Source organism: Pseudomonas sp. M2 (genome assembly GCF_015751845.1).
GTDB classification, from domain to species: Bacteria; Pseudomonadota; Gammaproteobacteria; order Pseudomonadales; family Pseudomonadaceae; genus Aquipseudomonas; species Aquipseudomonas putida_E.
In genome coordinates this window covers 3180850-3203484 of the sequence record NZ_JADOUD010000001.1, presented here as the reverse complement: position 1 = coordinate 3203484, position 22635 = coordinate 3180850, and the positions used below count along the sequence as shown (strand labels likewise).

Sequence of the window (22635 nt, the reverse complement as noted above, 5' to 3'; positions counted from 1 at the left end):
GATCAATTGTTAACCCGCGCAAACTCCTGAACTCCGACGCCTTTAAACTATCTTAACGTTAAGTTATCTTGCTGACGATACGACTGAAGGATCAGGAGAACACATGGCATTTTTCATACACGGACCGCATCGGCACTACTACTACGACTCAAGCGCTGGCAGCCCGGTGCTGCTGCTGCATGGCCTGGGCAACAGCGGGCGTGCCTGGGCGCCCCAGGCCAGTGCACTGCTCAGCCTGGGCCACCGCGTTATCGTATCCGACCTGCTGGGCCACGGCGCGTCCAGCGAAGCGCCCGAAGGTATCACGGCCCATGCCCAGGCACTGGAAATGCTGGCACTGCTCGACCACCTGGGGCTGGAAAGCACCCACCTGATCGGCCTCTCCCTGGGCGGCATGGTGGCGCTCGAAATGGCCTGCCATGCACCTGAGGCCGTACAGCAACTGGTGGTCGCCGGCACATTCGCCAGCATGAACAGCACGTACCGCCAGGGGCTGCTGAACGACTGGGCCGCAAACCTTGCGCAAGCGGACGGCTGCCTGAAGCGGTTCAAGGCCACATGGCCGGCGTTGGTTGGCGCTGATTATGCCGCCTCGGCCGAAGGCCAATGCCTTTACCAGGCCTGGCACGCCCAGGCCGCTCAACTGTCAGCGCAAAGCCAGATCCACTGGTGCAATGGCATGAAGCGCTACGACCTGAGCAATCAATTGCCAGCAATCCAAGCGGCAACCCTGGTGCTCGCCGCCGAAGGCGACCTCATCAGCCCACGCTCGGAAGCCGAAGACATCACCCAACGTATCGACCATGCCCGCCAGATCACCCTCCCGGGTGACGGCCACGTATTCAACATTCCGTACGCCCAGGCCTTCAACCAGGCGATATGCACCTTCCTGCAGGAGCCACTCCAACATGCGTGATCTGCCAAGCAAAGCGTGCATCGGCCTACTGGCCATGCTGATCGGCTTGAACCTACGCCCCATCATGGCGGCCATCGGCCCCTTGCTCGGCACCCTGCAACAAGACCTGGGCCTGAGCAACGCCCAAGGCGGCCTGCTGACCACCCTGCCAGTGATGATGATGGGGTTGTTCGCGCTGTCCGGCCCCTGGCTGCTGCGCCTGGTAGGTGAAGTGCGAGGTGTGGCGATGGGTATCACGCTGATCGTCATCAGCTGCGCCGCACGGGCCTATATCACGTCCGGCACGGCGCTGATCGCAACAGCCGCGTTGGGCGGGGTCGGCATTGCGGTCATCCAGGCTTTGATGCCCGCGTTCATCAAGCGCAGCCACCCGCAAAGCGCCGGCATGCTGATGGGGCTGTTCACCACCGGCATCATGGGCGGCGCCGCGCTGGCCGCTGCCTTTGCGGCGCCGGGTGCCAGCACCTTCGGCTGGCAACTGACGTTGGGGGTTGCAGCCTTGCCGGCGCTGGTCGGCTTGATCGCCTGGTTGCTTGCCGCCGGCAGCGACCCCGGTAGCCACAGCGATGCCACCTTGCCGTACCGCAGCGGGCGAGCCTGGTTGCTGTTGTTGTTCTTCGGCATTGGCACGGGTGCCTACACCCTGGTGCTGGCCTGGTTGCCGCCGTTCTATGTTGAATTGGGCTGGACGGCCACCCAGGCGGGTTACCTGCTTGGCGCCCTCACCGTCACCGAGGTCATCGCCGGCCTACTGGTTTCAGCCCTCATTCACCGCTACCCAGACCGCAGACAGCCGCTGACCGTGGTGATACTGCTGTTGCTTGCCGGCCTGGCCTGCCTGATGCTCGCCCCCGTGCAGCTCGCGGTGGTGGCCACCTTGTGCCTGGGGCTTGGCATCGGCGCATTGTTCCCGTTGTCGCTCATCGTCACCCTCGACCACACCCACTCGCCAACCGAAGCCGGCGCCCTGCTGGCGTTCGTACAGGGCGGTGGCTACCTGATCGCAGCGACCATGCCACTGATTGCCGGCATCGTCCGTGACCAGCTCAGTTCGTTGCACTGGGCCTGGGGGATAATGGCCATCGGTGCGGTGTTGTTGCTGGGGTTGAGCACGCTGTTGCGACCGAAGGCCGTGCAGTTGCCGGGGGCGGTGCGCGAAGCGTGAGCGGGTGAGGTTTCAATCGAAGGGCACCCTGTGTGGGCGGGCCTCCGGTACGAACCGGAGGCCGCGTTCGCGGTTCAAGGCAGGGACGGTTTACAGGCCAAAACGCATGATCAGGAGGTACCTGAACGTGCCCTGTAACCGGATATGCCCCTCCTTAGCAGGCTTCGCCCTTCAACAGGCTAACTTTCGCACACTGCTCACTGGCCAACTGGCTGATGATCCGTATCGCCTGGTGGATACCTGCGGTGTTCCGGAAGCTCAAGTGAGGGTTGTGTTCACACTCGAGCATCTCGTCATGCTGCACCAGGGCTTCGCCGAGCAGTTCGAGGGTCCAGGCGTAGCTCTGGATTGTGGACAAGCGTTCCTGGTCAGTCATGGGGCACCTGCTTGGGTGCGCTGTGCGGACGGGATGGGTCGTAGATGGGGTAGAAACGGTGGGGTTCGGGAGCCGGCGAAGGGCGACGGCGGCGGAGAACGAATGCGAGGATCCTGGATAGACTTACGGTGAGCATGCATGAGGTCCTTTTCGGTTGGAGCACCACGCTGACCGTCGCCAAACGGTTAGGGTGGCAGCTGTACGCAGGTTGGCGAACCGAGGAAAAGGAACCCGGCAGACCCGAGGGTCTCCCACGCACAGCCGCCATTACACGAGACAGCGGACGCAAAAAAAGCGCCTGCAATCGTGATCGGGGCGCCGTTGCGCCTTTTCATACGGGTCGCCAAACCCGGTCGCACAATTGGTTGCGACCCGATGAATTTATCCCTCCAGGCCAGCTTCCGCAAGGTTCAGTGTGGTCCGAAAGTGCATCATGAGCCGTAGGAGTTGTCACGACAGCACGCCATAGCGCGCAGTGGCGCGACAATCATGCTGAACTGTCACGTTCGCCCGTAAGGATCAGGCTTGGGATTGTTACCCAGCAGCCTAATCGCTACTTCCGGCAGGATTGGGGGGTGGCAGCTTTGTATGGGGTAGGAATACCGGGGAACTTGGAAACCCGGCCAGGCCGAAGCCTGCCCACACACAGCCGCCATTACACGAGACACGCCAAAACCGAAAACACAGATAACCGCTATCTAGAGGACCTTGCAACGTTCTGCGGAAAAACTCAACCCCCGATTACCCATGGTTACCGTTACAAGTATGAAGCCGTCGTGGTTTGGAACTACTGCGAGCAACCAGACTTAATGCCGCAACCGATCAGTTAGAGAAAAATGGGATGAGATTTTATTTGCATCCCACATCAATCTCACTGTTCCTGACTGCTTTTCCGTGCCCGTGGCGATGCCGGCCTCGACACTGCCTTCTTCGCTTTGGCTGCCGCAGGGCTTTTCCCTCGCTTGGGTCCGGCCACCACGTAGGAACTGGCCAGCGGCGCGGCCACAGCGATTGGCCCACCGGCCTTCAATTGGCCGAAACTGTTGCCGACGACCGTTGCGATGGGCTTGTCTTTGGCAGTCATCACCATACCCATCCGCACACCAAAGAGACGCAGCACAGCCTCCAAAGTGCTGAGCTTCGGATTCGACTTCCCGCTTTCCAGTTCGTACAGGCTTTTCGTGGACATCCTGCACATGGCCGCGAATGTCTCTTGGTCAAGCCCGGTGACTTCGAGCCGCAGACGGCGAATGGATGTGCCGATTGGATCGAGCCCCGCCGCGTTGCGCTTGACGATATCCTCTACGAGCTGAGCGCGCTCTTCAGGCTGTAGTTTTTTCATCGCAGTCCCCACTCCACGAGTCGCTTATCCAGGTTATTCACCGGTAGAGAGGCTGCATTGCGCATCGATTCAGGAGCATCGGTCAGCAGATCGGGCAACGCCCTGAATTCCTCAGCCGCATTCCTCAACCGTTGCAGCAGAACATCGGGATCAGTGTAACCAACGAGCTCAGCGCAGTTGTCGCTCCAATTGGAAGACCCCTTGCGCTCCGCCGCCCACTTCGTCGTCCGTGTGATGCCCTCTTCATCCAGAATCATTGGCGCAAGGTCATAGATTGGCGCCAAACGAAACCTCCCACCCACACGCATGATGGAGGTGTTGCGGCCGTGGTTATCGGTGTTCCCTAGAATGCGGTTCAGCAGATCGCGCCGCACGTACTCGAACACCAGGTCGTCCACCTCATCCTGCTGGCCGTTATCGATCCATAGACCTACCAGTCGGTGAACCACTTCGGCATGCGCCATCGGATGCGCGTAGCCGGTAATGCCGCAGATCGAGTACACCGACTCCAGCGGTATCCGCTCCACCCCGCCATCCACTACTCGGCGATCAAACCGTGGCATCCAGAGGCTTGGCTTCACTGCCTCTTCAAGCGCCAAACCATCAGTGGGAACCGTATCAAGGCCGAGGGCAGCAACCGCCTTGTAGTAATGAAACTCTGTTCGCAGGATGTCTTGGTCGCGCTCGCCGCCTCGATTACGCGCGAACTTGATCAGCCAGTGACGGCACGCCTGGTCATCGGGGAGCATCGCATCAGCATACAGAGCACCGTCGTGGGCTTGGGTCATGACCAGCTTGGGGGCTTGCCCGTTGGCACCGGTAGCACCGCCCAACGCCGCGCCGCTTTCATAGGCGTACTCAAGAAATTCGTTCGTCCTATCCACGACTTCAGCATGCGCGAAAGCCTCGTTCCGATCCGGCTGAAGGCCTTCCACCGACTCCTTGATGCGCAGATGCCCAATAGGGGCCGGCGTGAAGCGCTCCAGAAGGTACAGCCCCATTTCCACGCCTTCGGGCTTAAGACGCCCGTAGCGGGATTCAAGAGAGTCCTTGGCAGCACCAGAGGGAATGATGTCGTAGAGGAATGCTGGATACCCTGTGACGTCATGGTGGTCCCAGTTCAACGGAAGGTTAACGCTTAGGGCCAGTTCGCAACGATCTTCCATGCGATCAAAGTTCGCGATGATGTAGTCGCTGTCGTATGCGACAAGGCACCGTCCATCAGCAACACGCTCGGGGTTCTCGACCGTGAGTGTCGCTGCATCGCCCCATGCACCATCGGAGAAAGCCTGGATCGTGAGTTTGAGCGGCATCGCCACACCATTAATCAGTATTTGAGTGCTGATTATCATAGTTTGCATGGCAGAAACCGGCAATACTATGCTGATTAAAAGCTTAAGGACGGGCAAAACCGGTACCAAACTACCGATTACGCATTCACAGCGCGCAGGAGGATGCTAGAGGTAGTTGGTTCACGACGGAGGGTCGTGGAAACGAAAAACCGGCCATAAGGCCGGTTTAGAGGGCTTCCAAAGCATTCAGCGGAATGCAGTGGAGCTAGATGTGGTGCGGAGACAGACGGACGGTTGTTGGCCGTAAGGTCCCGATTTTCGGGGGACTGGAATTTAGTGGATCGTGTCCCAGGAAGTGGTGTAACTCATCATGGCTCTGGCCATTGAGTTCGCCGTTTAGTTGATCACAGCTGACAGCTTGGCTTGTGGATTATCGCTGACCGCTTCGAAGGCCTCCAACTGCATGTAACGTCTTTGCAGGCACCACTCGTCGTTCTGCTCCAGCAGCATCGCGCCTACCAGCCGTGTGATGGCCGGATCGTTGGGGAAAATCCCCACGACATCGGTGCGGCGTTTGATTTCAGCGTTGAGCCGTTCAAGCGGGTTGGTGCTGTGTAACTGCTGCCGGTGTGCCTTGGGAAACGCCATGTGAGCCAGCACTTCATCCTCACAGCCGTCCATGAGCGTCGCGATCTTCGGGTACTTTTCGCGCAGTTGATCGGCGACAAACCGCCATTGCTGATGGCATTCGGCACGGCTGTCCTGGGCGAAGACCGTGCGCAGCAGCGCCGCTACCATGGTGCGCTGACCTTTGCCGACGTGGGCCATGGCATTGCGCATGAAATGCACACGGCAGCGCTGCCAGGTCGCGTTGAATACCTTGGAAACAGCCGCCTTGAGCCCTTCGTGGGCGTCGGAGATGACAAGCTTCACGCCCCGCAAGCCACGTCGCATGAGGCTGCGCAGGAAGTCTGTCCAGAACGGCTCAGCCTCTGACGGCCCAACCCGCATGCCCAGGACTTCGCGGCCACCGTCGGTGTTCACGGCCACGGCGATTATTACGGCGACCGAGACGATGCGCCCGGCCTCCCGCACCTTGACGTAGGTGGCATCGATCCAGAGATAGGGCCAGTCGCCTTCAAGCGGGCGATCAAGGAAAGCGTGAACGCGCTCATCGATCTCACCAGCTAGCCGTGAAACCTGGCTTTTGGAGATACCGGTCATGCCCATGGCCTTGACCAGCTCGTCCACCGAACGCGTTGAAACGCCTTGGATGTAGGCTTCCTGGATCACCGCCGCCATGGCCTTCTCGGCGGTACGTCGGGGTTCGAGGAAGCCAGGAAAGTAGCTGCCTTGGCGCAGCTTCGGGATCTTCAGGTCAACGTCGCCGGCGCGGGTTTGCCAAAGGCGATCACGGTAGCCATTACGGCTATTTGTCCGGTCTGGGCTTTTGACATCGAAGCCCGCGCCGCACAGGCCTTCGACATCGAACTCCATCATGCGCTGGGCAACGAACTGGATCATTTGCTTGAGCAGATCAGCGTCTGCCCCTTTCTCAACCAACTCGGTCAATGCGATAGTGGGCTTGGTCATCGTGGTTTCTCTGGTGAGTGTTTGGTCTTCGCAAACTCAACGTTAGCCAAGAACCACGATGACCATCCTCTTTCGCCCGCAGGGCGCCTTCGGCTGGTTCAGTTACACCACTTCCCGGGACACGATCATTTAGTGGATTTTTGACGTACCTCTTAGGGTATCTATAAACGATTCAGCTAGTTATGGATTTCATTGGAATCGAATCTGAAATCTGCCTGTAAAAGCTTAGCAAATCCTGATGAGCTGGAATTTTGTAGGGCTGTCCGCACCGTGATTTTCCACCCCCGATTGTCCATTCAAAAACGGCAGCAACGGATCCAGGCTGTGTGAAAACGCAGTAAATACATCGAAAACTCAGAGTCGAGCTGACTGCCTGTGGAATCAGCACGCGAGAGCGCGAATAGCCTCACCCAGCGAAAAAGACGTTTGCAGCGCTATATGGGCCGCGTCAGCGGCCCATATAGCTGTTTGCGGGCCAGCAAACAGCGGGGTTTACGCCCTGATCGCCTCAAGTAACCCTGCGATGCCGAAGATGCTCATCATTCGTTTGAGGTTGTAGGCGAGCACGTGAAGGCTCATTTCGGTGCTTACCCTCGGCAGGGTTTTGGTCAGGAAGTGGGTACTTCCCATCCAGAATTTGAGCGTGCCAAAGGGATGCTCCACCGTCTGCCGGCGAACCTTCATCTTCCCCGGATCATGCTCCAATCGAATCTGCACTCCTTCGACTACGGCTTCATGCTCCCAGCGCTTTAATCGCCGCTCTTTACCGGTCGTACACTGCTTCTGCATCGAGCAGCTCTGGCATCCTGAAAACCAGTAGCAGTGCAGTAGCATGCCGTCTTCCACTGAGGAATGCCGGCGCGTCAGCAACTGACCCGCAGGGCATCGATATTCGTCCGAAGCAGCCATGTAGATGAAGTCCTGCTTGCCGAATCGGCCTTCCGCTTTGCTGCTCGATGTCAGTGGTTTAGGTACAAAGGTGGTGATGCCAGCTTGCTCGCAAGCAAGGATTTCCGGGCCTTTGTAATAGCCTCTATCAGCAACCACCGTCAGCGCCTCAACACCGATTTCTTCCCGTGCCTGGTTAGCCATATTGCTCAGTTGCCCGCGATCATTACCAACGTTGGTCACCTCATGGGCAATGATCAGATGGTGTTTGTCGTCGACTGCTGTTTGTACGTTGTACCCAACTGTGCCGGAGCCTCGGCCGCTTGTGGCCATTGAACGGGCATCTGGATCGGTAAGCGAGATTTGCTGATCGGGACTGGCTTGAAGCTGCGCCTCGATGTCCTTGAGTTTTTGCATCTGCTGTTTCAGTTTTTCGACTTTGTCTTTCAACCGCTCAGTCTTGGCCTCGGCCACTTCCGGCGCTGCCCGATCCGCTGAATCCATTGCCGCTAGATAGCGGTCGATGCTCTGCTCGATCTGCTGCATGCGCGCCTTCACTTTGCCTTGAGTGAAATTGCGGTCGCGGTTATTCACGGCTTTGAATTTGCTGCCGTCGATGGCGATGATCGATTGGGAGAAGAGATTGAGGTTGCGGCAAAGTACAACGAACTGCCGGCAGACACTGCGAATGGCTTTACCATTGTCTCGGCGAAAGTCGGCAATCGTTTTGAAGTCAGGCGCCAATCGGCCTGTCAGCCACATCAGCTCGACATTACGCTCGGCCTCACGCTCAAGCCGGCGGCTGGACTGAATTCGGTTGAGATAGCCGTAGATGTAGATTTTTAGCAGCACTGCTGGATGGTAAGCCGGACGACCCGTTGCCGCAGGATCGACACCCTCGAACCCGAGTGTTCCAAGGTCGAGTTCATCGACAAAAACGTCGACTACCCGAACTGGGTTTTCTTCGGTGATGTAGTCGTCCAGGCACTCCGGCAGCAACGTGACTTGCGTCCGAGACTCACCTTTAATGAATCGCTTCATGATCGTCCCCGCCGCGATCTCGACGATCAGAAGGTTAGACAATCGCAGGCGTTTTCACACAGCCTGGATCCGTAGCTGCCGCTGTAAATGGTCACTTTTAGTTTTTAAATCGGCGCCTCAGTGGGGATGTTAGGAAACTTACTCACAAGTTCTATCCCTCTGTTTGTCGAGCACCTCGATCAAGCGCTGAAAACGTTCCAAAAGGTCATCGTAGGTGAGAATCTTGATGTCGGACTTGGCGTTGTGGATCATCAAGGTGTCTTTCTGTTCCTGTGTCAGGTCCTTGGACCGCCCGATCACCACCATCCCTTCTGCGGTGTAGTTGCCTTCCAGCCACTTGGGTAGGTTGCTTGCGTTGTTATGGATTTCCCTAATCCAGTCCTGCACCTGCTGCACGGCGTGGATCACCTTATGCCTTAGGCTATTGCGCTTGGTGAAGATCTGAGCGCTGTGGGGCTCGAGCTCAACCAGCACCACACGCTTGTCCGACTGGTGGTATTTCAGCACGAGGTCCGCGCGGTATTTGCCGATTCGAACTTCGCTGAGGACCGCTGCCACATGGGAATCAAGCACTTGGGTGTGCCGCTTAAGGAAGTTGTGCAGATCTCTTTCACGCGTGCCGACCCGTCCCAGTAGATGGCACAGCTCAATGAAATTGCGCTCAAACCTGGCCGACTGAGAGAGTTTCGGGCGCAGCGCCGATACCTTACGTTGCAGCAGGTGCTGCTTGTCAACACTGCCCCGGCGCGAACGATATTGCTGGCGCGTGACTCCCACGGGCGGGATAAGCTCACGCCCTCCTACCTCTAGTACTTCAACAAGGGGCTGATCAAAGGCGCCGACTATCACAGCGTTCACCCGCGTGAGGCCGAGCGTCCTGCACGCCATGTAGACCAGATAGTCGTCATCCATGACAAGCACGCCGTCCTCTTCGTACAAGAGGATGTCGGTGGTTCTGGCATGGGTGATGAACCGACTGATCTCCTCATCCGGGGTACGCAGTGCGTAATCGATGTCCCTAGGATGCATCAAGGCCGGGTCTACCCGTACTCTCGTGCAGGCGACCTGGCCACAGTACGCCTTGGTGATGAGCTTCACGAGAAACGGGTTGTCACGGGGGCGGTCACTACGGGCATCGATGATCGACTTCACCGGCAGTACTGGGTATAGGTATTTCTTGTACTGGTACAGACATTGAAGCAAGAACATGATACGCGCCTCCTGCAGGGCGCGCTCTCGCTCAAAATAGATCCATCCCTCTGCCGTACACACGGAAATGAAGGGTTCTGGTCGAGTACTAGATAGCTGCAGGTTCAAATGCCACACCTCACCAGCTAGCCCTTCTCGCCCAAAAACCGTGATTTCAAACAGAACACCGCCCTCCTCCATCTCCGAGCCCCTAAAGAGTACGCCACAGGGTTGACCCTCGAAGGTGGAGGAAACAAAGAAATCGCGGTCCAACTTCAATTTCGTCAGGCGTTGAAGATCGAGCCGTACTTCGTCGGGGATAGGCAACTCGGTGTAGGCCACCACTAGGTCTTCGTTGATCACGAACACCGCACGGGCAATATCGCCGACAAGGGGGTTCTCGCGATAACAGTTGCGCACCCAGCTGACGACCTCATCGCTACTTGGTGTACGCTGTTCGCCCTGCACGATCTCACGCAGGGTACCCTGGCGGACGTGCTGTAGCATGGGCTCGGTACCAGGTGGGAGTTCGTTCTCGCTCAGCGATAGCCGGGCTTCCGTTGCCAGCGAACAGTCCATGTAATGTGCTTCCAGCTCCTGCATCCGGGCTTTCCTTAGGTGTCAAACGCGGGGTACTAAGGGACTTAACGTATCAACCAGTACAAAAAGGATCAAGTACAACGTATGCCAGCCAGAACTAATCACTACCAAAAGCTAGTTAAAATAATTAATAGAGAGTTGGCCTCAGCAGATGCGAACTTGACGGAGTCTGCAATGCTTTATGATTATGAAGGCAAGTGCGAGCGTGAAGTAGACATTCTAATAGAAAGCGAAATTTCCGGCTGCGCAATCAAGATAGCAGTGGAATGCACTGAGCTTTCCAAACCAGTTGGAATTAGAACACTCGAAAGCTTTAAAGAAAAGCACAGAAAACTTGGGATCAACAAAACTGTCGTGGTGAGCCACTCAGGCTTTTCCAAGCCCGCGAAAGAGTATGCCATTGCAAATGATATTAAAATTCTAACATTTAATTCGGCCCGATCAGAAAACTGGTCAAAATACTTCGCACCACTCAAAAACCTGGCAATGTATGGACGCACTTATAAACTAACCAAACTTGCCATGGACTGCAGCGCTGAGTATGCCAACTCCGGATTTCAGTTCGGCGTAGACACGAAAGTGATTATAAACGGAGCACTGATGGACGTGGGGAGTTTCGCTACAAAAATTTGGAGTGAAAGCAACGTTGCCCAATCTCACTTTAAGGAACTAAGAGAAAATGAATTGGGCGGCGCCCAAAACCCCTGGGCCGAGATCACAGTAGAACTAGGCAACAACCATACCTTTGAGGATCGTAATGGCGTGCGCATTCAACCAGAAAAACTCCATATCCGCATGAGCTATTCATCAAACTATAGAGAGCTCAACCCAAAACCAGTTGAATACGATGGCAAGCGATACCTCGCAGGCGGATTTTTCGATAAGAAAAAATCTGAATATGCACATCTTGCACTAACTGAAAGCTCTGGAAAATTAAAGGGCAGCATGGAATTTAGCCCTAACTTAATACCTGATTGACAATACCATTTATGTAATCTCCAGACGATTTCTTATGGCTGGGGTAGCTACAGGCGTACGGTGCTTCGAGACCACCAGCCTTCGGGCCGCTGGATGTGACGTACAGGTACATGCTCCGCGCCGTACAACAGTTTGTAGGCGCGATTACGCGGTTCGGCCGTGCGGCATCTGAGGTCGCTGAGCGGAGTCGCCCAGCATAGGGGTACGTACTTCATTCAGGAAACACACTGCACTCCAAATACCCCCGGTTATTGCGGATTTTGTTGGTTCCCGACGGAGGGACGTGGAAACGAAAAACCGGCCAGAAGGCCGGTTTATGGAGCTTCCAAAGCATTCAGCGGAATACAGTGGAGCTGGATGTGGTGCGGAGACAGACGAACGGTAATGGTCCGCGAGGCCACGTGTTATGCGGGTCTGGAAAGCTATGGAAAATTTGGCGCACCTCAACTAGTAACTATAATCAACGCTCCCAAGCGAGTTGTTAGAGGGACTTGAGCTTCTAGTTCGGGACGGCGATGAGCATGGTTCACTGCTCAGCGGTGGATCCTCGACTCCGCGCGCCGTGGTACTAATTAGGACGTAAATCTCTGCGCACAGCGAAAAACGGGGACAGAGTTATTTAATGGCACATCAACGAGCGCCGAAAAATAAATCTGTCACTTGTTTCTTGTCTTGCAAGACCTACCGAGGTATGCAGCCAGATGCGCGCTGCTGGAATGCCTCTGGCGTTGATGTTGGGCCAGTTCTCACAGGTGGTTCGCACACGGGTTCACAACCCCTATGACGCGAGCCTAGCAGGATTTAATTACCCTTTGCTGATCGTAATCTCTCGGGGACGGAGCCATTACTGGGTAGGAAATACGAACATAGACGGAGTTCTCCCAGCGTCGAATCTTCAATCGGTTCGCTAGATTGATTGTTTCAGTTAGTGCGTATGATTGGAGGTCGCCTACTTTATGCGCTAGCTCGTGCTCTATCAGAAGCGTGGTATGGTCTTTGATTTTGGTTCCGGTGTCAGTGAATTCAATCACCGCTCCTCCAAGATCTACATGTAGTTCTCCATCCACGTATTCGAATGAAAAGCTAGTGTGGCCAAGCTCATGTAGTGCTATCAGAACAGCCTCTATTTGTTCTGTAGATTCAGTCCAATCTTCAATGGCTTCTGACTCCGCGATCTCTAATACGCCAAGGAAGTCGCTAAGGAATAAATTAAGCTTGATAGGCAGGTAGATTCGTTGACCACTCCAGAGGTCGCACACGAAGAAAATTTCTCGGAAGGATGATTCGCGCAACGCACTTCTATCAAGGTGGTGGACAAAGAATTGATGGAATTTTTCGTCATCCTGTACGTGGAATAGACCGGAAGAGTCATTTATTATGAGGTCGACGGTATGGCATGAGCTAAGATATGTTGAGCTTTTTTTGCTTTTTTCTTTTATGGCGTGTTCGATTAGCTTTAGAGCGTCATCGAAGCTGATGACTTCGCGTATTACTGCTATATCTTCCGAGTACAACTCACCATCTTCATGGTAGATCTTTATCGTATCAACGGTTATTGTGTTTTTGTCCGATCTGAATACTTTTCCAGTTCCGCTCAGAAGGTTTTCAAGGTATCCGTCGGCGTGCCGTAGCCTTGCTTCAGTAGCGTCACAGTAAACTTCAGTGATTTCGACTCCGTGTATTTGGTCGCTTTTGATGATGAAGTCAGGTGACTCAGAATGTTCTAAACAACTATCAAAAGACTGTCCGAATACCTGTCTGAAAATTTTAAGTTCTTCATCCTTATTCATGTACAGCCTCCAAGTCAGCTTGTGTCAGCGGCTATCGTTTTCAGAATTGGCCCTGATATTTGGTTGTCGTAGTCTATCGCTTACATGTTGGGGGTAAAGAAAAACATTGGTCAAGTGAAGTCCCTGATTTTGCAATCTGGTGTGAGGCAGGCATGAGACGGAACCTGCATGGCCTGGGCGTTCGAGGGCAGGAGCTAGGCGTTGCCGATAAAAGCGCGCCCTCTTGGTGTACTCGACATATTCGTTACCTATCCAGATCCGCCCCGATGGGAGGCGGCATTGCCATCTGGACAAGGTGATGGCAAAACGATACTTTCCACAACGAGGCCTTTAGATCGGAGCAATAGACATGGATTTCTTAGATATTAAATTAGAAAATTGTTATGGAATTCAAAGGCTTGATACAAAGTTAATTTTTAAGGGGATGCAAAAAACACCAGATGGCTCAGCCTTCTCGATCTATGCTCCAAACGGTTTCATGAAGACATCACTTGCTCGGACTTTCTTAGACTTCCAAGAAGGACGCGACAGCCAAGATCTAATTTTCCCTACACGTACTACCAACCGCGCAATCACAGCCGAGCCCGCGGCTTCGATCACCCCGGACTCCGTGTTCGTCGTCAAGCCATATGTGGAGCGTTACTCCGGCTCTGGAACTTCGACACTACTAGTCAATCCCAGGCTTAGAGAGGCATATGAGGAGGCGGTAAAAAATATCGAGTCTACTCAGGAAGCCTTGCTGAAAGCGCTGAAGGAAGCTTCTGGGTGGCCAGGAAAGGCTTCTCCTGCATCTGAAATAAAAGAGGTCTTCAAATTTTCTAATCCGTATGACTTCTTTACAGAGGTAGCAGGTGAACTCGATGGTGATACCAGGTTCGCCGATTTATCTTATATAGAGATATTCAACGACAAAACTATAGCTGCGTTTAAGGCAGGTACGCTACATCAACAGCTTCAAGAGTACATGTCTAAATATCAAGAGCTAGTGGAAGGCTCCCCTCTCCTCAGTAAGAAGTTTAACCATGCTGGGGCAAGTGATGTCTCTAAAAATCTTCAAACCAACGGTTTCTTTGAGGCGAATCACACCCTGAATATTTCTAATGGAGGGGAAAGGACTGAAGTTTCATCTGCCAAAGAATTGGAGGGATTAGTTCAGGCAGAGAAACAACGCATATTAGGCGACAAAGAGCTATCTGCAAGATTCGAAGCGGTTGATAAGCAGCTTCAAAAAAATGCTGAATTAAAAAAGTTTAGAGAGTATTTGACACTCCATCCGGAAATCCTATCCGAGCTTAGTGACTTTGAAGGCTTCAGAAAAAAACTATGGTTCAGCTATTTCAACATAGCTCAATCAGCTATGAGTGTTTTTGCCATGGCGTATACGTCAGCAAAGGATGTAATTGCGCAGACAGCAAAGCAGGCTCAGGAAGAAAAAACCAAGTGGGCTGCCGTTGTTGCTCAGTTCAACGAGCGGTTTTACGTTCCATTTAAGCTAGTTGTTCAGAATCAACAAGACGTCATCCTAAAAGGCGAAAGTCCGAAAGTAACTTTTGAATTTCATGATGGCCAAGAAACCTGTGGTGTCGAGGAAGATAAATTGCTCCAGGTCCTCAGCCAAGGGGAAAAGCGAGCACTTTATATATTGAATGTCCTTTTCGAGGTGCACGCGCGCCGAGAATCTAATCAGGCCACCCTATTTGTGGTCGATGATATTGCCGACTCTTTTGATTATAAAAATAAGTACGCAATTATTGAGTATTTTAACGAAATCTCCAAGGTCACATTTTTCAGGCTAATATTCCTAACTCATAATTTTGATTTTCATCGAACAATCAGCAGCCGCCTTCAGATTGCCAGGGAGCGAAGATTTTTCGCAAGAAAAGATCAGCATGCCCTGAGCTTTGTACAGGAAAAATATCAAAAAAATCCGTTTCTGATTTGGAAAAAAGGACTAGCCCAAAACTCTGCTTTTCTAGTGGCAAGCATTCCTTTTGTGCGAAACTTGGCAGAGTACTGTCATGGGACTAATAGCCAGCACTATCTGAGGCTTACCTCTCTTTTACATATTAAATCAGATAGTCAGGCATTAACAATTGCCGATCTTGAGTCCATCGTTAAAGCCACACTATCAGATCAAACAGCTCTGTCCCTTCCAAACCCCACATTTAGCGCTCTTCAGCTGATCTACGATGAGGCAGAAAAACTTGCCGCCAATGCTGCTGACGATGTCGAACTAGAATCAAAGGTTATTTTGTCTATCGCCATAAGACTTAAAGCTGAAGAATATATGATCGCAAAAATCAACGACGCTGCTTTCGTAGATTCTATCAGCAGCAATCAAACATTTGAATTGTTTAGCAAATACTCATCAAAGTTTTCATCTGAAAATGATGGGATTATGGTGCTCTCGCAAGTAAATTTGATGACTCCTGAAAACATTCATCTTAACTCTTTCATGTATGAGCCCATACTGGATATGTCGGCACTTCATCTTTATGATTTGTACGGAAAAGTCAAGGCGCTGCCATGAAGATTAATTATGGTCACAGGATTTGCTTTTTTGCTTGGATTTCGCTGAGTATGTGCAATAGGTTAACCGAAAATTTTCCTTCGATCTGATAAGTTGTTTGTGTATGACATGGCCGTTCAATTGCGCCGAATTTGATTGGTAGACATGTCAAATGAGTTTGAGATTTTAGGCTTGAGGTTTTAATGTTTAATCTTCATACATTGGGTTGGCGAAGCTTTCAACAATTATGCTTATCCGTGTCGAGAGAAGTTCTCGGGCAAACTGTCGTGTCATTTTTAGATACCAACGACGGCGGTCGAGACGGCGCATTTTCAGGTGTCTGGAGTTCCCAGAATAATGAACTGTTATCGGGACAGTTTGTCATTCAGTGCAAGTTTACAAGTCGCGCTGGATATGCTCTTGCACTATCAGATATCAAAGATGAAATTAGTAAGATCGAACGATTGGTCGACAAGGGAGAGTGCGACGTTTATGTTTTGATGACAAATGCCGGAATTTCCGGGGAAACCGAATTAAAAATAAAGGATGCGTTGAAAGGTATTGGCGTCAAGAGCATTCTGGTGTGTGGTGTTACTTGGCTTGAGGATCAAATTCGAGAAAGTAAGCATCTCAGAATGATGGTTCCACGTGTTTATGGGCTCGGAGACTTAAGCCAAATATTGGATGAACGGGCATATGCTCAGGCCACATCTGTACTCGAGTCCATGCGCGAAGAACTTGCCAAAATTGTTCTGACGGAGTCCTATCAGAGGGCAGCAAGAGCACTCGATACACATGGTTTTGTACTTCTGGTCGGCGAGCCAGCGTCAGGGAAGACAACTATAGCTTCATTACTTGCTATGTCATCGGCTGACCAGTGGGGCGCATCCGTGGTTAAGCTGGCGACACCAAGGTCCGTAGTGGAGCATTGGAATCCACATGAGAAATCCCAGCTTTTTTGGATCGATGACGCGTTTGGAGTGACCCAGTACGAACGAGATCTTGTCTCTAACTGGAACCACATACTGAATGAGGTCAAAACGATAATTCGCCAGGGAAATCGTGTAGTAATGACTTCACGCGACTATATTTACAATCGAGCGCGGCAGGACTTGAAGGAGGGGGCCTTTCCCTTATTTCAAGAAAGCCAGGTTGTGATTGATGTCCATGATCTCACAGAAGATGAACGGCGGCAGATTCTTTACAATCATATGAAATTGGGAGGACAGTCTCGTGAGTTTCGTTCTGCTGTGAAGCCACATCTGGAATCAGTAGCTCAACACAAAAGATTCATTCCGGAAATTGCCAGGCGACTTGCAGATCCATTCTTTACTAAGAGTATTTATTTGTCTGAGTGGAGTTTATCGACGTTTGTCGAAAAGCGCGAACAATTGCTCATAGACATCTGTAAGGAGCTAGATAAAGATAGTAAAGCGGCATTGGCCTTGATTTATATGTCCAATGGGCACTTGTCAAGTCCGATCTCATTGACAGTTGCTGAAGAAGAAGCCCTGAAGAGATTGAATAGCGATCTGGGTGCTTGCACAGCAGCACTCGAAGCATTGCGCGGTAGTTTAGCAGTGCATGTCATCTCCGACGGAGAGTCATACTGGACCTACAAACACCCCACCATCGGAGATGCATACTCCGCGATGCTTCGGGCAAGCCCAGAGCTACTAGGTATATATGTGCGTGGCAGCGATACTGAAAAGCTGATGCGGCAGATAACCTGTGGGGACACTGGTGTTGAGGGTGCCGTAATAGTTCCAAGTTCATTATTTGATCTGATCATTGAGCGCCTTTTGGCGCATAAAAGCACTACTGCCTACAAGACTGACTGGATGTCAAGCTGGGGGGCTCGAAGGGAGTTGATAGAATTCTTAGCCGGGCGGTGTAGCAAGAAGTTTTTAGAAGCGTATCTCTCGGCGGATATCGGATTGATTGAGTCCATCGCGAAGCCTAAATTGTACTTAGAATTTTCTGCAGAAGTCGATCTCGCTATTCGTCTTTTTAAATTCGGCTTACTACCTGAATACACTCGCAAGTCATTTATCGAAACTGTTAGCCAATACGCTCTCAATGGCGACGATGCTCGTATACTATTCGATTCTGATCTGCGCTCACTGTTGAAGGACAAGGAGCGAATTAGATTGCGGGAAGGTATGCGTATTAAAGTGCTGCCGCGCATCGAGGAGGTTCGTCTTGAACATCAAGCAAACCGAGACCCAGAGGACGACCCTGAATGGCATATGCGGCGCTTCACTCAGTTGCTTTCTTCGATAGAGAATGAATACCCACAAAGCTGGCGTATTAGAGGGATCGTTAAAAGAGAACGCCTGCAGGTTCAAGAGTGGATTGAGGAAAATCCAATAGAGGTAGATAGTTCTGCTTCACGAAATATTGAAGTTGATAGGGTTGGTGCAAATTTTTATATCAGTCGTAGCATTTTTGATGATGTGGATGAGTGATTTGAACCCTGGGTTACTTTCAGGCGGTTTAGTGAAGAAGTTGCATAGGTCTGTTATGGTTTTTTTTCTGAAAACTACCGGTCGTTAATGTCTTCTGGAGGTTGGTAGTAGTTCTCTGCAAAAATGTGCTGTAGGTTGCAGTGGAGGTCCTATTTTCACTTAATGATCGAAAACCCATGAAGTTCCCAACCGCCGGGTGATCAGTCGGACAGTTAGTAGATAGTAATATCGCGTGCCCTCACCGCGGTGTTTCACGCGATGTTTGAGAAACCAAGCAAGATGCTTCCGTTTCCACCCCCAAGGCGTCTCTATCTGCCAACGTTCTGCGATTGCGGCTTGGATAACCTTTGCCTGCCGCAAATGTCGCTGCCGCGTCGCGTGCGATCCGGTCAGCACGCCAGCCAAGAACAACTCCATATCGAATGGCTTGTTCATGTCCGTCCGCCAATGTAGGCCGCGACCACATCGATTCGACCGTGCCCCAGCTCATAGCTGATTTGCCTCCGGGCCTCACGATCAAGGTTCCGATCTACCTGGCAACATTGGCCGCCGTTGATAGGCGCGCGGTGTCGGGTGATTTGCTCGTATCGCTCGCATGCGTATGCCGCTCGCAGCTCATGGAAGCCTTTGAGCTTATGTGCATGCAGGACGTCCCGCGCTGGGCGGATGATTTCCTGCAGAACATTCAGATAGCTTTCGTCTGGCGCAATCAGGTTACGGCTACCTCCAGGCGACACCTGCCGTGCAAACCCAATTGCGTCTTGAACATGGTGGTCCACCGCAATCCATCGTGGCGCTGAGGCGCCAGCTCGGCCGCCTTTGGTGCCATCCTGGATGTTGATCCTGCCTTGGCCGTTAGCCTCACGGCTCAGCCGTGGCAAGTCGGCTAGGATGGCTTCACGCAAGCGCATGCCGGTGGCTCGCGCCAACAGAATAATCGCGGCGGCCCGCAGTTGATGATGGCGGTAAAGCACATCGACGATCTGTTTAACCTGTTCGCGGTCTTGGCCCTGCGGCACCGACTGTCGAACTCCGCTGCGCTGCATACTCAACGCCTTGCTCGGACTTGGCAGTTTCACATGCTGATCACCGCGAAGCGCAGCCATGGTCCTGTTAACGCTGGATAGCCGGTTTTGTGCGGTACTAATGGCGAGGTCGCCGCGCCCAACCACGTCGCGTAGATACGCCGCATAGTCGGCCAACACCTTCCGATCAATATGCCGCGCATCATTGATACCTGGCCCCTGTTCGGAACGGCACCATTTGACGAATGCCTGCCACCGATCACAGTGCGCTTTGACCGTGCCGTAATGACCGCCGCCGAACATGTCTTTCAGTGCCTGCGGACCTGCGTAGCTCAATTGTCTGCCGTAGCCAAAATTACGACCGTCACGCCTACCCACCAATGCCATGTTGATCACCTCATCGCCCGTTCTCCGATCCTCGCCCACGTCATCCCGCCAAGAATGCTGAGTGTTATCAGGGATCAAGGCCCCTGCGACCTGTGGGGATGTCCTCTAACGCGGGACTGGCGGCTCCTTACGTCCGGGAGCAAGGGCATCTCATGATCTGGCCTCCTGAGCACCGTTACCGGTGGGCGGGTGGAGGCTGCATTGGCTGACGAGACCAGTGCCGCGAGATCCTGAGCCGGGTGCAAGCTGCAATGCGATGACCGGGGCATGCCTGACTGTCAGTCAGGTGCAGTCCATTTCTAGGTCTGCGGCACCATCATCTACAGGGCTGTTGCTGGTGACATCGGCGTTTGTCACGCCAATTGTCACGAGGGGAATTGCCGCTGAGCCATGTGCGACCGGGGCTGCAGCAGTGTCAGGAACGCCCGTCTCTTTCCAGTAGAAAGAGACGGGCGCAGGTTGGCGCAAGATTCGGCCAAGCGAATAAATTGCTGCAGGGCAGCGAAGTAGGAGGTGTTGTCTGGCGCACGAGGGCCATGTTCTGAAGTAGGCATCCATCACCGGGGAGGTGACCGGGCGAGCTGCCGGACGCGAATCGCCATTTGGGGGGAGAACCACCGCGGGAGCGGCGTGACCTTGAAGGTTCGGGTCACCTGGGGTGCTGTCATCGACAGCGCTTGCACGGCCAGTTCTACGCCTGTGGATAAACCCGGTCAAGGGTCGTAATTCACCGTTACTTGGGACGTGAAAAGCGGTTATCCACCGGTGGAATTCCGTGGTAAACCCCAGACAACGTCTTGGCTTTTAGCTTTTCAAAGTGAGGTCCATCCAAACAGGGCGGCTTTGCAGCCCTGTTTGGATGGACCCGCGTGAAAGAGCAGCCAGCGCCGATCTTGCAGACTCACCCGCGATTAAATGCGCCATGACCATTTAGCAAGGCTGTGATGTTGTCGCCTACCGGATGGGCAAACTCATGCGGAGTGACATGGCCCGATCTGTTGGCATCGATGTAATTACTCCACCAAGCCATGATCAACCGACGCTGCTCCAAAAATTGGGCCTTGTGGATATACGCGGCGCGCACGCGGTTACGCTCCTGATGGCTCATCTGCCGCTCAATCGCCGCGTCCGTCCACAGCCCTGATTCGAGCAAGGCGCTACAAGCCATGGTCCTGAAACCATGCCCGCACACGTCCTTGGTGGTGTCGTACCCCATATTGCGCAGCACCTGGTTAACCGTATTCTCCGACAAGGGTTTCCAGTACCTGTGGTCACCGGGCAACACGAGTTCAGAGAAGCGATTCAAGCTGCGCAGCCGTTCAAGGATCTCGATGACTTGAGACGACAGCGGCACTATCTGAATGTCCCCACTCATCTTGGTCCCGCGTGTGGAATAGCGGACGCCTTCAATCGGCTTGCGGGTATCGGGGATCTCCCACATTGCCCGTTGCAGATCGAATTCATCCCACCGTGCAAAGCGCAGTTCGCTGGAGCGCACGAACACATGCAGCGTCAGTAGCACTGCGAGCCGGGTCAGCTCGCGACCGGTGTAGTTGTCGATTCGGCTCAATAATTCAGGAAGGCGGTTAAGCGAGAGCGCAGGACGGTGCACGGTACGCGGCGCTTGAATCGAGCCGGCCAGATCGAGCGCTGGATTTTGAGTGATCTGCCGCGCCCGCTTCGCTCCCCGCATGATCGTGGATAGATAGTTCTGCACACGCAGCGCAACATCCATCGTGCCGCGATCCTTGATCCGCTGTGTGACCTCAAGGAGATCATGGGTGTCGAGTTCAGCAATAGGCCGCTGGCCAATCAGTGGAAACACGTGGGTGCGTAACCTGCTCAGCACCGTCTTGGCGTGCCCCTCAGTCCAACGCCGAGACATTTCGATGTGCCACTCCAGGGCAACGGTTTCAAAGAGAAGGCTCGCCCGCTGGGCTGCGATCTTGGCCTTCTGCTTTTCTTCCATCGGATCAAGGTTGTCGAGCAACAGTGCTTTGGCCTCATCGCGCTTGGTCCTCGCAACGGCCAACGAAACGATTGGGTACTTGCCGATAATCAGCGTGCCTTCCTTGCCGTTGGGTTTGAAATACCGCAGCCGCCAAGTCTTCGAGCCACTGGGCGCGACGTACAGGTACATACCCCCGCCGTCGAACAGTTTGTAGGCGCGATCACGCGGTTTTGCCGTGCGGCATTTGAGGTCGCTGAGCGGAATGGCTAGGCGTGGCATAGGGGTACGTTCTCCATTCAGGAAAGACGCTGTACCCCAAAAATACCCCCGGTTATTGGGGATTTTGTTGGTTCCCGACGGAGGGTCGTGGAAACGAAAAACCGCTCAGAAGGCCGGTTTAGAGGGCTTACAAAGCATTCAGCGGAATGCAGTGGAGCTGGATGTGGTGCCGGAGACAGGAATCGAACCTGCGACCTTCGCGTTACGAGTGCGCTGCTCTACCGACTGAGCTACACCGGCGTGTAGCGCAACGTACCACTGCCGCAGCCGTTACGCAAACGCCTGTTTCCGCTGACTTATTCCCCTGCCCTCAGGCCCCTTTGCAGCCACTGGGCGCCAGGTCTTCCTCGATGTTGGTGGTGCAGCGCCAGCCGGTAGCCGAGCGCGTCAGGGTGAGGGCCTTGCCCACCACATTGGCCGGCGCGTCCACCAGGGTGCAGACGATGCTCCCGTTGCCGTCGCCAGCCTTGCCGGCAGCGGTGATCGCGCAATGCGCGGTCGCGGGCTGGCCGCCCAGTGCAGCAACATCGGCCACATCCTTCCCTTCATTCAAGCGCAGGTCCATCGCTGTCTTCAGCGCGCTGATCTCCAGCAAACCGGCAGCCGCCTTGGTGCGTGACTGGTGGTTGGTGTACATCGGGATGGCGATGGTCGCCAGGATGCCGATGATCGCGACGACGATCATCAGTTCGATCAGGGTGATACCGCGTTGCCCTTTCATGAACGGTTTCCTTTTTGATACGCGTGTTCGTTGAGGTCAGGCTCGACCCCGGCTGGCAGCGGCGCAGTAGGCCTGAACAGACACCTTTTGTCACCCCTGCCGGCCGGGGCGTCATCTTCGCTGAAC

At 53.7% G+C, this 22635-nt stretch carries 16 protein-coding genes and 1 tRNA gene; 5 read left to right on the top strand and 12 right to left on the bottom strand.

Annotated elements, in window-relative coordinates; genetic code table 11:
• Window positions 1-103 precede the first annotated feature (103 nt).
• Together IWW33_RS14855 and IWW33_RS14850 are read left to right on the top strand one after the other, a co-directional pair.
• The gene (locus IWW33_RS14855; protein WP_174141600.1) at window positions 104-916 is read left to right on the top strand and encodes an alpha/beta hydrolase; all 813 of its coding nucleotides are present in this window, start codon (window positions 104-106) and stop codon (window positions 914-916) included.
• The gene (locus IWW33_RS14850; RefSeq protein ID WP_039603070.1) at window positions 909-2081 is read left to right on the top strand and encodes an MFS transporter; all 1173 of its coding nucleotides are present in this window, start codon (window positions 909-911) and stop codon (window positions 2079-2081) included. Before IWW33_RS14855 ends, IWW33_RS14850 begins: the two co-directional genes overlap by 8 nt.
• 154 nt (window positions 2082-2235) lie before the next feature.
• Here the strand turns inward: IWW33_RS14850 and IWW33_RS14845 are convergent, their stop codons facing one another.
• The 6 genes from IWW33_RS14845 to IWW33_RS14820 form a co-directional block, all read right to left on the bottom strand.
• Window positions 2236-2457 (bottom strand): hypothetical protein, encoded by a 222-nt coding sequence (locus tag IWW33_RS14845; RefSeq protein WP_012316324.1) that lies wholly within the window; start codon window positions 2455-2457, stop codon window positions 2236-2238.
• Between the two features lie 871 nt (window positions 2458-3328).
• On the bottom strand, window positions 3329-3799 hold the full coding sequence (locus IWW33_RS14840; RefSeq protein ID WP_174141601.1) for a helix-turn-helix transcriptional regulator: 471 nt from the start codon (window positions 3797-3799) through the stop codon (window positions 3329-3331).
• On the bottom strand, window positions 3796-5160 hold the full coding sequence (locus IWW33_RS14835) for a HipA domain-containing protein (protein ID WP_174141602.1): 1365 nt from the start codon (window positions 5158-5160) through the stop codon (window positions 3796-3798). Before IWW33_RS14835 ends, IWW33_RS14840 begins: the two co-directional genes overlap by 4 nt.
• Before the next feature lie 327 nt (window positions 5161-5487).
• A complete protein-coding gene (locus tag IWW33_RS14830; protein ID WP_174141603.1) occupies window positions 5488-6684 on the bottom strand; it encodes an IS256 family transposase in 1197 nt (398 codons plus the stop codon).
• Window positions 6685-7176: 492 nt separating this feature from the next.
• Window positions 7177-8613, bottom strand: a complete 1437-nt coding sequence (locus tag IWW33_RS14825) for an IS1182 family transposase (RefSeq protein WP_196914293.1) — start codon at window positions 8611-8613, stop codon at window positions 7177-7179.
• A gap of 138 nt (window positions 8614-8751) precedes the next feature.
• A complete protein-coding gene (locus IWW33_RS14820) occupies window positions 8752-10404 on the bottom strand; it encodes a Shedu anti-phage system protein SduA domain-containing protein (RefSeq protein WP_174142580.1) in 1653 nt (550 codons plus the stop codon).
• A gap of 171 nt (window positions 10405-10575) precedes the next feature.
• Between IWW33_RS14820 and IWW33_RS14815 the strand changes: the two genes are divergently transcribed.
• Window positions 10576-11379 (top strand): restriction endonuclease, encoded by an 804-nt coding sequence (locus tag IWW33_RS14815; protein WP_174142579.1) that lies wholly within the window; start codon window positions 10576-10578, stop codon window positions 11377-11379.
• Window positions 11380-12170: 791 nt separating this feature from the next.
• On the opposite strand, the gene IWW33_RS14810 is transcribed toward IWW33_RS14815, so the two are convergent.
• On the bottom strand, window positions 12171-13169 hold the full coding sequence (locus IWW33_RS14810; RefSeq protein WP_174142578.1) for a hypothetical protein: 999 nt from the start codon (window positions 13167-13169) through the stop codon (window positions 12171-12173).
• A gap of 349 nt (window positions 13170-13518) precedes the next feature.
• On the opposite strand from IWW33_RS14810, the gene IWW33_RS14805 reads away from it, so the two are divergent.
• Together IWW33_RS14805 and IWW33_RS14800 are read left to right on the top strand one after the other, a co-directional pair.
• On the top strand, window positions 13519-15699 hold the full coding sequence (locus IWW33_RS14805) for a hypothetical protein (protein WP_174142577.1): 2181 nt from the start codon (window positions 13519-13521) through the stop codon (window positions 15697-15699).
• A 266-nt stretch (window positions 15700-15965) separates the two neighbouring features.
• Complete coding sequence (locus IWW33_RS14800; RefSeq protein ID WP_196914292.1) at window positions 15966-18146, top strand: DEAD/DEAH box helicase family protein; 2181 nt, start codon at window positions 15966-15968, stop codon at window positions 18144-18146.
• A gap of 159 nt (window positions 18147-18305) precedes the next feature.
• Here the strand turns inward: IWW33_RS14800 and IWW33_RS26660 are convergent, their stop codons facing one another.
• The 5 genes from IWW33_RS26660 to IWW33_RS14780 form a co-directional block, all read right to left on the bottom strand.
• A complete protein-coding gene (locus IWW33_RS26660) occupies window positions 18306-18581 on the bottom strand; it encodes a hypothetical protein (protein WP_231386161.1) in 276 nt (91 codons plus the stop codon).
• Window positions 18578-19558 carry an integrase domain-containing protein gene (locus IWW33_RS14795; RefSeq protein WP_174142575.1) on the bottom strand — a complete coding sequence of 327 codons (981 nt, stop codon included), beginning with the start codon at window positions 19556-19558 and terminating at the stop codon, window positions 18578-18580. The genes IWW33_RS26660 and IWW33_RS14795 overlap by 4 nt, the downstream gene beginning before the upstream one ends.
• A 901-nt stretch (window positions 19559-20459) precedes the next feature.
• A complete protein-coding gene (locus IWW33_RS14790; protein WP_174142574.1) occupies window positions 20460-21788 on the bottom strand; it encodes an integrase arm-type DNA-binding domain-containing protein in 1329 nt (442 codons plus the stop codon).
• A 164-nt stretch (window positions 21789-21952) separates the two neighbouring features.
• Window positions 21953-22028, bottom strand: a tRNA-Thr gene (locus tag IWW33_RS14785).
• A gap of 70 nt (window positions 22029-22098) precedes the next feature.
• Entirely contained in the window at window positions 22099-22509 is a 411-nt protein-coding gene (locus IWW33_RS14780) for a pilin (protein ID WP_174142573.1), read from the bottom strand.
• Window positions 22510-22635: the final 126 nt, after the last annotated feature.